At 70.7% G+C, this 14,807-nt stretch carries 10 protein-coding genes and 1 pseudogene; 7 read left to right on the forward strand and 4 right to left on the reverse strand.

Translation table 11 applies throughout. The features are described from left to right. Positions 1 to 94: 94 nt before the first annotated feature. Positions 95 to 277: pseudogene (locus tag ACZ3IC_RS31740) on the reverse strand (transposase); the annotation flags it as partial. A 375-nt stretch (positions 278 to 652) separates the two neighbouring features. On the opposite strand from ACZ3IC_RS31740, the gene ACZ3IC_RS31745 reads away from it, so the two are divergent. Genes ACZ3IC_RS31745 through ACZ3IC_RS31770 form a run of 6 tightly spaced genes read left to right on the forward strand, consistent with a single transcriptional unit; the run spans position 653 to position 6,731 of the window. Beyond that, positions 653 to 1,681: a 3-oxoacyl-ACP synthase III family protein gene (locus ACZ3IC_RS31745; RefSeq protein WP_467421921.1), complete on the forward strand. Its 1,029-nt coding sequence runs from the start codon at positions 653 to 655 to the stop codon at positions 1,679 to 1,681. Beyond that, complete coding sequence (locus ACZ3IC_RS31750) at positions 1,678 to 2,418, forward strand: glycosyltransferase family A protein (RefSeq protein WP_467421922.1); 741 nt, start codon at positions 1,678 to 1,680, stop codon at positions 2,416 to 2,418. Before ACZ3IC_RS31745 ends, ACZ3IC_RS31750 begins: the two co-directional genes overlap by 4 nt. Beyond that, a complete protein-coding gene (locus ACZ3IC_RS31755) occupies positions 2,418 to 3,911 on the forward strand; it encodes a class I adenylate-forming enzyme family protein (protein ID WP_467421924.1) in 1,494 nt (497 codons plus the stop codon). Before ACZ3IC_RS31750 ends, ACZ3IC_RS31755 begins: the two co-directional genes overlap by 1 nt. Continuing rightward, the gene (locus tag ACZ3IC_RS31760; protein ID WP_467421925.1) at positions 3,908 to 4,678 is read left to right on the forward strand and encodes a glycosyltransferase family A protein; all 771 of its coding nucleotides are present in this window, start codon (positions 3,908 to 3,910) and stop codon (positions 4,676 to 4,678) included. Before ACZ3IC_RS31755 ends, ACZ3IC_RS31760 begins: the two co-directional genes overlap by 4 nt. Beyond that, complete coding sequence (locus ACZ3IC_RS31765) at positions 4,675 to 5,823, forward strand: cytochrome P450 (protein WP_467421927.1); 1,149 nt, start codon at positions 4,675 to 4,677, stop codon at positions 5,821 to 5,823. Before ACZ3IC_RS31760 ends, ACZ3IC_RS31765 begins: the two co-directional genes overlap by 4 nt. After that, entirely contained in the window at positions 5,820 to 6,731 is a 912-nt protein-coding gene (locus ACZ3IC_RS31770; protein WP_467421928.1) for an NAD-dependent epimerase/dehydratase family protein, read from the forward strand. Before ACZ3IC_RS31765 ends, ACZ3IC_RS31770 begins: the two co-directional genes overlap by 4 nt. 586 nt (positions 6,732 to 7,317) lie before the next feature. Here ACZ3IC_RS31770 and ACZ3IC_RS31775 read toward each other — a convergent pair. Together ACZ3IC_RS31775 and ACZ3IC_RS31780 are read right to left on the reverse strand one after the other, a co-directional pair. Next, complete coding sequence (locus ACZ3IC_RS31775) at positions 7,318 to 11,682, reverse strand: nSTAND1 domain-containing NTPase (protein ID WP_467421929.1); 4,365 nt, start codon at positions 11,680 to 11,682, stop codon at positions 7,318 to 7,320. Between the two features lie 34 nt (positions 11,683 to 11,716). Beyond that, positions 11,717 to 12,091 (reverse strand): CU044_2847 family protein, encoded by a 375-nt coding sequence (locus ACZ3IC_RS31780; RefSeq protein ID WP_467421931.1) that lies wholly within the window; start codon positions 12,089 to 12,091, stop codon positions 11,717 to 11,719. A gap of 698 nt (positions 12,092 to 12,789) precedes the next feature. On the opposite strand from ACZ3IC_RS31780, the gene ACZ3IC_RS31785 reads away from it, so the two are divergent. Further along, positions 12,790 to 13,014 (forward strand): hypothetical protein, encoded by a 225-nt coding sequence (locus ACZ3IC_RS31785; protein ID WP_467421933.1) that lies wholly within the window; start codon positions 12,790 to 12,792, stop codon positions 13,012 to 13,014. Positions 13,015 to 13,137: 123 nt separating this feature from the next. On the opposite strand, the gene ACZ3IC_RS31790 is transcribed toward ACZ3IC_RS31785, so the two are convergent. Then, positions 13,138 to 14,799, reverse strand: a complete 1,662-nt coding sequence (locus tag ACZ3IC_RS31790; RefSeq protein ID WP_467421935.1) for an ADP-ribosyltransferase domain-containing protein — start codon at positions 14,797 to 14,799, stop codon at positions 13,138 to 13,140. Positions 14,800 to 14,807 lie beyond the last annotated feature (8 nt).

A 14,807-nucleotide genomic window follows, 5' to 3' on the forward strand; every position in this document is an offset into this window, starting at 1 on the left:
ACTGGTCACGCTTCCGACGACGCAGCCAGGCCCGAGCCCGCCGCTCCCACTACAAACACCGAGGCCACATCCTCCAGATGCGGTTGCAGTACTAGGCGTTGTAGATCTCCTGCATCGCCTTCGTCGCGCTCGGCTGTGCTGATTTCGGCAGACAGTTCGTGACATTGCGGTCCTTGTGAACCCAGCACCTTTGATGCCGTGCAGCTGGGAACACCTCACTGAAGGCCTTCCACAGGCCCATCGCGACGTCGCCGACGACGAGCTCGGGACGGCGGCGCGACCTGGCTGGCCCGCACCGACGCCGACTGCCTGCCGCACCCCGGCTGGACGGCCGGCGCCCGCCACGCCCTGCGGCGTGGCGCGGGCCTGGTCTGCGGGCGCATCGACGCCCAGGATCATTCGGGAAGGTACGCCTTCTACGTCCCTCCCAGGATCGATCCACAGGTTCCAAGCATTGCTCCGCGCTTTTGCCACCCATACGAGCGTCGCCAAGCCGACATAGTCGGGCAGGGTGCAGCCGAGCAGATCTACGAACTGCTGAAGCTGCTTCCGGATGCCGAGGCCACTGTTTCTCTGTAGTGGCCGATCACCCATGCCAGTTGAGTACCAGCACTCAGGCAAACTGTCCTGCTCCGCTCATAGCGTTTAGCCCATGCACATAGACCACGCTGCTCGCGGCCCCATACGCCGGGCGGGCATCACTGCGGTGGCCTCCTGCCTGCCGGAGCGCGAAGTGACGTCCCGGCAGCTCCAGAAGCGCATCACCGCCGCCTCCGGGCTGTCCCTGCCGACTCGAATGCTCGAACGGGTCACCGGCATCGCCTCGCGCCGGGCGGCCGCAGAGGACGAGTACGCCTCGACGCTCGCGGTGCGGGCTGCCCGTGTCGCGCTGGACAGGGCCGGGCTCGCCCCGTACGACGTGGACCTGCTGGTGTTCGCCTCCGCCACGCGGGACGTGGTCGAACCGGCGACCGCGCACATCGTCCAGGCCGAACTCGGGTCCCGGGCCCACGCGTTGGACGTGACCAACGCGTGCAACAGTTTCGTCAATGGCATCGACATGGCAAGGGCCATGATCCTCGCCGGTCGCGCGCGCCGGGCCCTGGTCGTCACCGGGGAGACCCCGAGCCGCGCGGTGCGGCACGAGCCGTCCGGTTCCGAGCAGCTCCGGGACGGGTTCGCGGGGTATACCTTCGGCGACGCGGGAGCCGCGGTCGTCCTGGAGGTGGTGGAGCGGGGCGGCGTTTTCGACGTGGACACCGAGACGCACTCCGAGCACTGGTCGGTCGGGGGGATCTTCGGCGGCGGTTCGCGCCACCCCCGCGGGGACGATCACACGTACTTCCACGGTGATGGCAGCGAGCTGCGCGAGGTGTTCGAGAAGGTCGGCACGTCGGTGCTCGACCGGATGCGTCAGCGCACCGGCCTGGCGTGGAGCGACTTCCGGCACATCCTGGTGCACCAGGTCACCGTGCCGTACCTGGAACGGTTCATGGAGCTTACCGGCGTCCCCCGGGACCGGCTCGTCGTCACGGTGCCCGAGCTCGGCAACATGGCAAGTGCCACGCTCGGCGTGCAGCTCGACCGCGTCCACGAGGGCCTGGAGGCCGGTGACCGTGTCCTGTTCGTGGGCCTGGGCGGCGGCGTGAGCATCATGACCATGGTGTGGGAGAAGGCATGAGCGCCCTGTGGGTGGTGGTGCCCGCGCACCAGGAGGCCGCGCGCATCGGCACCACGCTGGACGCCCTTGCAGGCCAGCGCGACCGTGACTTCACCCTCGTCGTCGTGGACAACGCCTCCAGCGACGGCACCGCCGCGGTCGCATACGACTTCGCCCGCTGGGCGCCCTTCCCTGTCCACGTCCTCAGCGAGCCGGAGAAGGGCGTGGGCTGCGCAGTGGACACCGGCTTCCGGTACGCGATCGACGGCGGCGCGACCTGGCTGGCCCGCACCGACGCCGACTGCCTGCCGCACCCCGGCTGGACGGCCGGCGCCCGCCACGCCCTGCGGCGTGGCGCGGGTCTGGTCTGCGGGCGCATCGACGCGCGCCGCGACGAGCACGGACCGCTCGGGCGGGCCGCCTTCCGCGCCCTGGTCCGCGTCGCCGCCTTCTTCGGCCGGATACGCCCCGCCCATCACCACCGCCACGGCTACCTCGCCCCCTACCGGATGCACGCCGGCAACAACATGGCTGTCACGGCCGCGCTGTACGAGGCCGTCGGCGGGATGCCGCGCCGCCCGTCCCCCACCGACCGCCTCTTCCTGAACCGGGTGCGCCGCCACACCACCGCCATCGTCCACGCCCGCGACATGGTCGTGGAGAACTCCACCCGCCGACTGCGTGCCTACGGCCTCGTCGGCACCGCCCGCTGGTACCTCGACAAAGGACCGGGCCGCCACGGGGAGGACCCCCGCTGATGCTCGACACCCTCGCCCGCGCCCTGCGCCGCCGCCCCGACCTGCCCGCCGTCCTCGGCACCACCCGCACCGGCGCCGTACGCACCAGGGCCACCTACGGGGACCTGGCCGACCTCACCGACCGCTGCGCCGCCGCCCTGCACGCACGGGGCGTCGGACGCGGCGGCACCGTCGGCGTCGCCGTCCGGCCCGGGCCCCGCGCCCTCGCGGTGATGCTCGCCGTGCACCGGCTCGGGGGGCGCGCCGCGGTGCTCGACCCCGGCGCCGGACCGGACGTACTACGCGCCCGGCTCGCCCTGGCCCGCCCCGGCCTGGTCATCGCCGACGCCACCGCCCAGGCCGTCGCCGGATGGGCCCGGCCGCTGGCTCGCCGCGCCCGCCTGGCCCTGCCGGACCTCGCGGAGCTGGGACCGGTGGTCACGGTCGGGCCCCGGATGCCCGGCTGCGCGCCCGCTCTGGACACCGGCCTCCGCGCCGCGCGGCCGCCGCGCCCGGTGGACGGGGACGGCGACGCGGTCGTCGTCTTCACCTCGGGCACCACCTCGCGCCCCAGGGCCGTGGTGCACACCCGCTCCTCGCTCGCCGCCAGCATGGCGACGGTGGCCGACCTGGTCCGGCCGGAGGCCGGGCGTCCCGTTCTCGGCGGTACCTTCTTCGTCCTCGTCCCCTCCCTCGCGAGCGGAGCGCCGGTCGCGCTGCCCGCCCGATCCACGCGGGTACTGGCCCGGCAGCTGCGCCAACTCGCCCCGCAAGCGACGTACCTGACGCCACCTCAGCTGCGGCGGCTGCTGGCCGAGGGCGGCCGGTTCGACGGGCGCGTGTGGACCGGGTCGGCCCCGGCGAGCGCCGAGCTGCTGACCCGCGTGAAGCGGGCTGGTGCAGACGAGGCGTGGGGCGTGTACGCGCTGACCGAGCTATTCCCCGCCGCGGCCGTCGAGCAGGCCGACAAAACCGCCTTCACCGGCGACGGGGACCTGGTCGGCGCCCTCCTGCCCGGCGTGGCGGCGAAGACCGACGCCTCCGGGGAACTGCTGCTGTCCGGCCCCGCCGCCCGCGACCGCTACCTCGGCGAGGAGCCCGACCCGTGGGTCGCCACCGGTGACCGGGCACGCCTCGACGGCGGCCGGATCGTGCTGGAGGGCCGCCGCAAGGACATGATCCTGCGACACGCGGAGAACATCTACCCGGGGCTGTACGAGCCGGCGCTGCACGTCCCCGGCGTCGAACTCGCCCTGCTGGTGGGCGTCCCGGCCGGGGACGGCGACGAGCGCCTGGTCGCCGTCGTGCAGCCCGGCCCCGGGGCCGACTGCGACGCGTTGCGCGCGGCCCTGGCCGGACCGCTGGAACGCATGGGCTCCGCCCGGCCGGACGCGGTCCTGCTGGCCGACATCCCGCTGTCCGGCCGCTCCCAGAAGCCCGACCGCGCCGCCGCCGCCCGCCTCGCCGCCCGGCGCCTCACCGTCACCCGACCCGCAAAACGGAGCCGCACATGACCACGCCGGGCGACGGGCCGCTGTGGGTGGTCCCCGCCCACAACGAGGAGGCCGGGATCGGGGCCACCCTTGCCGCGCTCGCCTCCCAGAACGACACCGGCTTCACCCTGGTCGTCGTCGACAACGCCTCCACCGACGCGACCGCCGCCGTCGTGCGCCGCTTCGCCACCACCGCGCCCTTCCCCGTGCACCTCGTCCGCGAGGAGCAGCGCGGCACCGGAGCCGCCGCCGACACGGGCTTCCGGTACGCCGTCGCGAACGGCGCCGAATTGCTCGTGCGCACCGACGCCGACGGCCTGCCCGCCACCGACTGGATCGCCGCGGCGCGCGCCAAGTTCACACGCGGTACAGATCCGGCCTGCGGCCGGAGCCTCCCGCGCCGGGACGAGTTCCCCTCCCTCACCGAGCGCCGCCTCCTGCCGGCGGTCGTCAGGGCGACCGCGCTGTACGGGCGCTACCGCACGGAGCACCGACACCCGGGCTACCGCGCGCCCTACGTGCTGTGCCACGTCCACAAGCTCGCCATCACCGCCGCGCTCCACCTGCGCTGTGGGGGCACGCCCCGCACCCCGCTGGAGGCACCGCCCGAGGACGTCGTCCTCCTCAACCGGGCGCGCGAGCACAGCGACCGGATCGCCCGGGCCGGGCGGATGGTGGTGCACACCAGCCTGCGCCGCCTGCGAACCCGGGGCGCCCGCCGGACCCTGCTGTGGTGCTGGGACCGCCGCTACCGCCCCGCCGACTTGAAGCAGGTGCACGTCAGGTGACCACGGCTCTCGCCACGCCCGCCGCATCCGCCCTCCGCGCCGCCCGGCGCCGCGACCGGCGCGTGTACACCCGCTCCCACCCCCTGCTGTTCGCCCTCCTCGCCGTCACCCGCCGCCGCGCGGTCACCCGCATCGGCGGAACGATGCTGGTGCACGGCTCCGAGCCGTACCAGCAAGCCCTCACCCGCATCCCGCTGGACCGCACCGCCACCGGCACCACCGGCGGCGCCGCCCGGGAACTGTCCACGGGCGGAACGCTGTTCGACCAGGAGGGCACCGGTCACCGCGCCACCCGGCGCGCCGTCGCCGACGATCTCGGGGCGGCGGGAATGGAGCGGCTGCGCCCGGTGTGGCACGACGTCCTGAACAGACGCCTCGCCCCGCTCGCCGAGGGCCGCGACATCGACCTCGTACCACTGGCCCGCGAACTGGCCGGGGCCACCGTCTGCGCGCTCCTGGGCACGACCGGCGACCCGGAAGGCATCGCCGCGGCATCCGCGGAGGCAGCGGCCGCAGCCGTACGCGACCACCTGCCCGGCCCCCGGCCGCCGGGGACCGCACGCGCCGCCGCCGCGGCGACGGCGCGGCTGGAGGCGCTGCTCGCCCCGGCCTGCGGCGAAGCGACGGAGCCGGCCCTTCGCACCATGCTCGCCGTCGCCGCCGTCAACACCACCGTCGCGGCCCTCCCGCGCGCCGCAGCCTGGTGCGCCGACGCGGGCCTCTGGGAGCAGGCGGCCGACGACCGGCTGCGCCCGACCCTGGTGGGCGAACTGCTGCGGGTGACCGCCCCCTCTCCGCTCCTGCCCCGCGTGGCGGCGGCCGACGCCGACCTGGGCGGCTGCCCGGTACGGGCCGGGAACCGCCTGATCCTGGTGGCACGGCACGCCGCGCGGGCCCACAGCGAACCACCGGACGCCCATCACCCGGCTCCGCCCGCCGTGGCCCAGCTCGTCTTCGGCGTCGGCAGCCACGCCTGTCCCGGCGCGCGCCTGGCCCGTGCACAGCTCGACGACACCCTCGCCGCGCTCGCCCCCCACCGCCCCACCGTCCTGCGCGCCCGCGTGGACCGGGGCGCGGCTCTGCCCGGCTGGCGCTCCCTCACCGTCCGGGCGGCCGACGGCCACCGACCTCCGGAGAACCGATGACCACGATCGCCGTCACCGGCGCGAGCGGCTTCTGCGGCTCCCACGTCGCCACCACGGCCGCCGCCCGCGGCGCCGACGTCCTGTGCGTCGGTCGACGCCCCGGCCCGATCGGCCGGCACGTTCCCTGGGACGCCGCGCGCGAGGTGCCGGACCTGTCCGGCGCCGACCTCGTCGTGCACTGCGCGGCGGCGGTCGGCGACCCGATGGCCGACACCCCGGCCGAGGCTGCCATGCACGCCGTCAACGTCGACGGCACGGCGCGGCTGCTGGAGGGGGCCGCCGGTCGGCCGGTGGTGTGGGTGAGCAGCGCCAGCGTCTACGCACCCGGCCCCGGGCGCTCCCGCATCACCGAGGATCATCCGGTGCGCGGGCACCTGAACGCGTACGGCCGCACCAAGGCAGCCGGTGAGGCGCTGGCGCTCGCCGCGGGCGCCGTGGTGCTGCGGCCGCGGGCGGTCTACGGCGCCGGGGACCCGCACCTGGTGCCCCGGCTGCTGTCCCGCGTCCGCCGTGGACTGCTCATGCTGCCGGGGCCGAGCGTCCGGCTCAGCCTCACGGCCGTCGAGAACCTCACCAACGCCTGCCTCACGGCCGCTGGCTGGCCGCGGGGCGCGTACAACATCGCCGACCCGGCGCCGTACGAACGGGACGAGGCGGTCCGGACGGTCCTGCGCGCCCACGGCGTACGGGCGCGCATCGGCCACATCCCGCTGCCGGTGGCCCAGACCGTGGCGGCCGCCGCCCAGACGCTGGCCCGGCTGCGCCCACACAGGGAGCCGCCGCTCACCCGCTACGCCGTCGACCAGCTGGCGCACTCCGTGGTCCTGGACGTGTCCAAGGCCGAGTCCCAAGGGTGGGTAGCTGGTCACGCTCTCAAGGACTACGAAACTGCCCTGCTGAGCAGATGAACGGCCGTAACACGGCAGGACGGTTGACCGCCGTAGGCGAATGCGGCCATCTCGCGTGCTGAGGGGATTCATCACACCACAGCGGCCGCCCCGTATTGGAACAGCCGTTGTGGTGGTCGGTGGCGCGCCAGAGCAATGAGCCAGGGCTACGGACCAGCGAGTGCGGCCTCCTGCCGCTATCGGCCTCACCCGCAGGTACGGCCGGCGCACCGAGCGGCTGCGCTCCACTCCGGCCGCAGTCGGTCTTGCCCTGGCCGGCCGGGTCGGCGCCCGGCCGGCTTCCGTCCTCGAGGTCGAGCGCTGGGCCGGCGGCGATGCGCTCCAACCGCGGCTGCGGCGAAACCGGAGGACACGGACAGCAACGCGTGGCTCATGGCCTCCCTGGCGGCCGCCGCTTCGGTATCGGCCGTTTGGTAATGCAGTGCGATGCCGTACGACTCAGATGCCCGATCCGTCAGCCCGTTGAGAGCGTGGGTGCCCGCGGATCACCGGTCGGCTCGAACCGCAGGTCGGGAGTGATCTTCTCTGCCCGTGTCACGCGGCGCTCCTGTACTGAAGTCTTTGATGCCAGTACTGAAGCACACGCTCAGTCCGGGCAGATCCCGCTCGGCAGCCAGGTGGGAAGGCCCTGTCGTTCGACCTCGGTGAGGTCGCGGCCGAGGATGTCGCACAGTTGGTCCTTCCATAGCTCGGGGTCGAGGTGAAGGAGGCTCACGTTGGTGTCGTCGGTGAGCCGCAGCAGAGTCTTTCCGTCCTTCGAGGCGGCGAGGAACTCCTGGTCCTCCGCGAAGTCGTAGGAATCTCCGCCGCTGGGATCGGCTACGTTCTCAAAGCGCACGGAGTTTCCGTTGGCCAGAAGGAACTCTGGGCCGCCTTGCAGGAACCCGGCTTGGTACCGGTCGTACGCCTGGAGGGGCCCGAAGGGACCGACTACCCTCTCCATGCGTCGCCCGGGCCGCACAGACCACACCTCCACCATGTCGCCCGTGGTCTTCACGGCTGCGTACTGTCCGCTGCCGTCGAGTACGGCATGGTCGACCATCGGATCGAAGCGGAGCCTAAGCGCCTTGTCCTCCTTGCCCGTTCGCAGGTCCACGGCATGGACGACCGGACTTCCCTTGATCATGATCTGCGTGTATCCCGGCTTCGGATACGGGTCCAGGAAGAACTGCGGCGGGTTCTTCTTGGTGAGTCCCAGGTCGTGTACGTCGATCGTCTTCGACAGACGACGGCCGGTCCGGGTGTTCCAGTGCTCGATGTGGCTGCCGGAGACCGTGAGCAGCTCGTCGTCGTCGACGAAGTAGAGTTCCACCTCGTCCGTTGCCTTCCCGGCCTTGTCGACCGGAGGCATGGCGGCCGTGATCTCCGTGACCTGCCGCAGGGACGGGACCTCCCAGACGCGGACCTTGTTCCGGCTGACAAGGTCGGCAGCGAGCGTCTGGGCCCGGTTGACCTTGATTCGCGGAGGTTCTCGGGACATGTCCATCGACTGGTCCCTTGAGGGTCGCTTCACCTTCTTTAGGGTGTTCGTGTTTCCGCGTACATCCATGTTGACGAGGGCCAGCATGTCGCCGTTGGCGCCTTCACGCAGCAGCATCGTGTTCTCGTTGCCGAGCAGCACCGGAGGACTGTCGGCGTCGATGGAGCCCACACTTAGCGGCCGAGCGGTCACGGCGGTCTCGTCCCAGATGACCAGGGCCAAATCCCCCGGCTCCCCGACCAGAGCCAGGTCGTCGAGGTCGGGGACCTCGCTGGGCCCCTCCGCCACTTCCACTCCCTTGCCCGGCCGCGTGCCAACGAGTGCCCACTCGGCCTCGGCCTTCTTCACTGCGAAATGCTCTCCCGTCGCGTCCATGGCGATGCCGCGGCAGTAGTCACCAGTCGAGTCGGGCTCATAGGTGGTGAGCACTCGTCCGTCCTCGACGTGCACCGCCCGGTACACGGCGCCATGCTCGCCTCGCCCCTTCTGGCAGAAGGCCAGCACACTGCCGTTGCCCGACAGCGCGAGGCTCGTCCTCACCGACGTGCGTACGCCGCTCGCCAGCGCCCGCGTCTTACCGGTATCGATGTCGACGGCCATTACCGAGGAGTCTGCGTCCGTCTCGTCGCCGTACCGCGGCTGGGCCACGAGTGTGTTCTCGTCCGGACCGAACCACGCCGTCTCCAGCGCGGGCACGCGTGAGGGCACCCCCCGTCCCTTTTCCGCCGCCAAGTCCCAGATCCGGGCCCGCCCGCCCACCATCATGACCACTTCGCTGGCGTTGGGGGAGAAGTCCGCGAGGCCGAGGTTCTGACCGAACGACCTCACCTCGATGTCGCCGAAGTCGCTGTTGCGGATCGTATGCGCCGGGCCCAGCACCTCCTCGGCGTCGCGATGCACGTCATGCCAGACGAGGGTGCCACCCTCCTGCACCGAGAAGTAGGCGATCCTCCGACCGTCCCTGCTGACCAGCGGGTAAAGGACCTCCCGGGCGAGACGCAGATATTCGCGATGAATCCTTCCCCCGGCACCGCGGACGAACAACACCGCGCTGCTCTGCCCGCTCGCCGCCCCTCCGATCTTGGTCGTCACGAGGGTCACCGCACCGTCCGTACTCATCGCCACGTCTTTCACCGGTGACTCGGTGCCGGTCAGTACCCAGGAGTCGTTCTTGAACTGGTCGTACCTGCGCAGCAGGGCATTGCGGGCCTCCCGCGTCGGTGCGACGTCATGAGCTGCGATGGCGACCAGGGCGGCCAGCCCCGGATCCCGCTTCGTCAACTCGTCGGCGAGGGATGCCAGCGAACGCGACCGCCCTTCCGCCTCCCGCTGCGCGCTGACCTGCGACTGGTGGACGAGGAAGGTGCCTAATCCGGCGATCAGCGCGAGCACCAGCGCGGCTGCGGTCCATGCGGTACGTATGCGGTTGCGCCGTGTACGGTGATGCCGCCGTGCGAGGTCGAGGAATTCCCGTTCCTCTGGGGACAGCTCTGTCTCGCGGCCGCGCAACCGGTTGCGCAGGGAGAGGAGTTGCAGCGGGGCGGGCAGCAGGTCCGGTGACCGGTTCGTCTTCTGCCAGCGGTCGAGGTCATGCGCGAGTTCAGCCCTGCCGGCCAGGAAATCCCCGTCGGCCTTCACCTGCTGCGCGAGCGTCGGCCAGGCGCTGATCAGCGCCTCGTGGGCGAGTTCGACACTCTGCGGTTCCCCCTCGTCCCCGTGCAGTACGAGCAGCCGCCGCGCGGCGAGTGACTTCGCGATCCGCCACCTGACCTCACCGGCTTCCTCCCGGGTGAGCATGCGGCGCAGCGGCGCCCCGCTGCCCGGCAGCACCCTGACCAGGCCGGTGAGCAGCCGCAACGCCTCGTTCTTGTCCCCGTCCTTGTCCCCGCCCTTGTCTTCGTCCTTGTCTCTGCCCCTGGCCTTGTGCTGCTTCTCGACGCACTCCTTCCATGCCTGCTCGGCGTGGAGTTTCAGGGCCCCGGACACGCCGTCGTTCTCTTCGTAGGTTGCGGTCCGCAGCCGTCCGGCGGCCTGGTGCTCCCACAGCTGGGCCAGGACGAACCCCAGGAGGGGCAGGACTCCCGGTTCGCCGCCCGCGTCGTCGACGATGCGCCGCTCGAGGCCCGGTTCGTACTCCACGGTCGAGATGCGCTTAACCGGCTCACTGATCACTTCTGCGAGCTGGTCCCGGGACATCGGCGTGAGCGGGACCGTCACACCTTTCTTCAGCGCGGAGCCGAGGCGCGCGTGGTTAAGTGCCGCGTCCATGAAATCGGCCCGCAGCGTGACCAGCACCCGTAACACATTCTGCTGCTGCTCGGGGAACAGCAGACCGGCGACCTCCTCGGCCACTGCGTCGGAACCGTCCAGGAGGGCTTCGGCCTGGTCGAGTACGACGAGGAGCTGGTCAGCCGACGAACCAAGGGCACGGTGGGCGGTGTCCGCCAGCCCCAACTCGGCGAGCCATGACTCCACTTGGTTGGCGCTCTCCGCGCGCGGGGGACCATATTGCCTCGACCTCACGATCTCGAACAGTTCGGTGGCGAGCGCGGCCCGCAGGGAAGAGAAACGTGAGGCGTTCACCCGCAGAATCCGGTAACCGTCCTGCCGCATCCTCGGCACCACACCGGCCAGCGCGAGCGACGACTTGCCGCATCCCGACGGCCCGTACACCGTGACGGTGGGCTGATCGCCCCGCAGCGCGGTGACCACTCGCTCGATGTCGTCATCCCTGCCGAAGAAGACATCCGCGTCGTCCTCCTGAAAGGTGGAGAGACCGCGGAAGGGCGTGGCCGGGCTCACGAACGGCGCGAGTTCGGGCACTTCCTTCAGCAGGGTCCTCATCCGCAGGACGAATGCCTGCTGGGCCTCGCGCACAGGCTGCGCCGCTACCATCATTCCGACGGCGGCACCCAGTCTGTTGTCCCAGACAGGGCTGCCGCTGAAGCCCCCTTTGATGTAAACGGCTTCACCGTTGGCTCGCGAGAGCTGGATCCAGCCCTGGCGGGTGGGCCCGCGGAACCTGCCGCTCTGCCAGATTCCATCCAGGTTGTCGTCGGTGAAGCCTACGGCGCGCGCATCGTGGTCCCATACGCCGCGCTGCGGGTCGGCCGTGGGAAGCGGACGGGCTCCGGGGATCCGGTTCCGCAATCGCAGGACGGCGATGTCTCCGCTCTGATCGGGTCTGATCGGTATCCAGCGCTGGACCTCGGCACTGTGGTCGCCCCCGTCGACGCCATCGGCATTCCCGGCCAGCGGCACGTCGACCGTGACCTCGGTCCCGGCCTCAACAGCGTCCTCCCGGCTCCTGTGCAGCGCGTCCGACACCACATGGGCGCAGGTCAGCACCAGATCCGGAGCGACGAGGAAGCCCGCGCCGCCGATCGCGCCGTCCGGCCCCTTGACCCGGACGATCGCCGAGATCAGTGCCGGCTCTGCCTCCTCGGCATCCCGCTCCTGAACGTCCGTCACTGCGGCTCCGTGCCTCCGTTGTGCCTAAGCGATGTCAACTCTCTTGACCAGAATCTCCGTTGGTGTCTCTCGCGTCGCTTCTGTTCCAGGTCAGGCTCACGGAGAAATTGGCCGCTGTCGCTGTGCTGGCAATCACCACGTCCGCCTCGGCCGACAGTGACACCCCGAACTCCAGCGTGATCTCGTCGGGCGCGTTCGCAAGCCCCTTGAACCGTTCCACAAAACTCTCCGCCACGGGGCGTACGGTGTCCAGCATCTGCCCGAGCGACCGTTCGGCCCGCGCTATGGAGCGGCCTCCTCGGCCCACGCGGACGAGCGTCTCGTCCACCTCTCGGATCTGGACACGCACGGATTCGTCGTTGCCGTCACCCAGAGGAACTTCCACTGTGTGGACCGGGCGGTCGCTCATGACTCTCCTCCATTACTCGGGGGTTGGAGATCGTAGCGGTACCTGTTCCCCGGCAACCGCGTACCCCGACGATCGCCCCATCTCTGCGAAGCTTCCATGGCTGACGTCCAACCGACCGGGGACGACTCCCAGCTGACGACGGCTTGGAATCAGTTGACCGGCACCGATCCGAGATCATCAGACTTTGCAATCGCCCTGGTCGCACAGTCAGGTCAGGTTTTGAGGTAGATCATCCGCAAAAGAGATATTCACTGAGTGAACGGACCGGGCCTCTCGTCCGCGATTCCCGGACGAGAGGCGGTCGGTGGCGGGCTGCCCGGCATGGCGGAGATCGATCCCGAGGCCCGGGAGCGGCGGCTGCAGGACGCCGAGGCGCTGCTGCTGGCGAACGGCCATCGCCGCGTAAGGGACCCACTTCAGATTTCTGTCAATTGCGTTACGTGGAACAGGACAAGCGTCGAGGAGGTATCGGCCATTCCTCCTCGCGGAGTCTTATCGAAGTGGCCCTCCGCCTCAATCATGGCCGTGTCCATGCCAGATTCCTGTGAGGGGGAAAACCATGAGATTCCGCGCAAAGATCACTGCAGGTGTGGGCGCGGCCGCACTGACCATGATGTTCACCGCCACGACTCCTGTCGCGTCCGCAGCAGCCGACAAGAGCAACCCTGGCCCGACACCCGCGAGGTCTCTGCTGCCACGTGGACCCCGACCGCCACACTGACAATGGCCCGATCAGGGAGTGCTACGCGGCCGGATGCGCCGAGGTGTGGCGGCCGGGCCCCGGCGAAACGGTTCGCTGGAGCCACTACGCCTACAACGGTTCCGGCAACCGCTGGTATTACGTCCAGTACGTCGTCGGCAACGGCACGCCCCACACTTTCTACGGCTGGATCTACTGCGGCAATGTCACCGCTTCCTGCTGAGCACCTGGTTTTCCTTCCGGTGTTCGCCAGGTCAGAGTGAAAGGCGAGGCACGGCATTTCCAGTCCTCGTCCACGGCACGGCTCAGGCCCGCCATGGGGCACTCGTATGCCCGGCCCGGGGCGTCACGACACCAGGCCGGCCCCCTCCAGCTCGGTCAGCCGCACGGTGCACAGACCCCCACGCTCGGCCTTCACCTCCGTCACCTTCAGCTGCGTCCCCGGCGCGAGGATGTACTCCTCCTCACCCGTGAACGCGGAGAACTGCCGGATCCCCACCGCCCGCGCGGGCGTCACCTCGAACAGCGTCCGCCGGCCACGCCCGCCGAGGAACGCGCGGGCCACACCCGGCTCGGACGTGCACGACGACACGCCCCACCACGTCACCGTCCGCCCCAGCGGGTACTGGGAGCGCAGATCCAGCGCCACACCACGCCACAGCGGCCGCGTCTGCGCCGGCAACGCCTCCATCGCCGAGAACAGCAACCGCAGGTACGGCAGGTACGGCACCACGCGCTCGCGGTCCGACGAGCGCAGCACGGCGTTGATCTCGCGGTAGAAGCCCGACTCGCACGTGTACAGGTAGAGGGCCGAGATCGCGTCGGCCGACAAGGCGCCCACGGCCTCCCCGGACAGCGCGCCCGCGGACGCCGCCTCCTCGGCCTTCGTCTCCCCGAAACGGCTCGACAGATCGATATGCCGATCCAGGTGCGCGAGCACCCGCGAGAACGGCTCGACGGCCTTCCGGAAGTCCATCAGCGGCGTGTCGAACACCCCGGTGACGGGCGGCAGGACGAGGCCCTCGTCCTTGACGCTGGTGAGCCGCTCCAGATACAGCTGGTGCAACTCCATCGTGGACGCGATGAACGCCCCCATCCGCTGCGCGACACCACCGTCCTGCGGCCCGCCGGCCCCGCCCGACTGGTCCCAGCCCATCCGCGGCAGCCAGTCGACCGGCTCGGACCCCACCGCCGCCAGGGCGTCGTTCACCTGGGCGAAGTGGTCGCCCTCGCAGAACAGATCCCCCTGCGCGGCCGGATTGGCGTGGTCCAGGTGACGGACCTGCACCCCCGGGTACTTCTTCTCCAGCCGCTGGACAACCCTCTTCAGACTCCGGGCGTGCGCGCCCCACCAGGCAAACACCACCCCCCGGTCGTCCTCCTCCACCGCGTCCTGCTTCGCCCGGAGGATCTCCTCGACGATCTGCTCGGCCACGGGGCGCCAGAACGACGTGTGCCGATCGGTCGCCATCGCCCCATCCGCGCTCGCCGTGAGGGACGCGTTCAGCAGCAGCACACCCTGGGTGAGCATCGCCTGGAACCACTCGGGCGGCTGAACCGTGTCCTCCTTCTTCAGCAGGGCGCGGACGTCGGCGATCGGGGTCTTCTTGACGATGCCGTACTTCCACATCGCGGCCGCCTTTATGAGGCAGCGGATGCTGACGACCCGGCCGAACTGGCTGTCCTTCCAGTCGATGAAGGTGTTGTCGAACATTGCGATGCCGGTCGCGCTCTCCGCCCGCGGATAGGGGTTCTGTCCGAAGACGACCACCTTCCACTTCTCCGGCGGATGCGGCTTCAATGCCTGGAACGTCAGCTCGCGCACCGGAACGACCTCCGGGCTGCGCTTCGGGCCGATGAAGTCGGCGGCTCCCGGCTGCGCCTCGATCACCGGTCCGAGCAGCGGCAGCCACGGCTCGCCGCCACCGGTGAACAGGCTGGCCAGTCCCAGCGGATCCCCGGCCGGGGAACCGGCATCGCCCGCGGCCGTCACGTCGACATCACTCACGAGGGTGG

It is taken from the genome of Streptomyces sp. NPDC002958, from assembly GCF_055563255.1.

Coding starts and splice junctions, on each gene's coding strand:
- ACZ3IC_RS31745 (WP_467421921.1), top strand. CDS start 653: ATGCACATAGACCACGCTGCTCGCGGCCCCATACGCCGGGCGGGCATC.
- ACZ3IC_RS31750 (WP_467421922.1), top strand. CDS start 1,678: ATGAGCGCCCTGTGGGTGGTGGTGCCCGCGCACCAGGAGGCCGCGCGC.
- ACZ3IC_RS31755 (WP_467421924.1), top strand. CDS start 2,418: ATGCTCGACACCCTCGCCCGCGCCCTGCGCCGCCGCCCCGACCTGCCC.
- ACZ3IC_RS31760 (WP_467421925.1), top strand. CDS start 3,908: ATGACCACGCCGGGCGACGGGCCGCTGTGGGTGGTCCCCGCCCACAAC.
- ACZ3IC_RS31770 (WP_467421928.1), top strand. CDS start 5,820: ATGACCACGATCGCCGTCACCGGCGCGAGCGGCTTCTGCGGCTCCCAC.
- ACZ3IC_RS31780 (WP_467421931.1), bottom strand. CDS start 12,091: ATGAGCGACCGCCCGGTCCACACAGTGGAAGTTCCTCTGGGTGACGGC.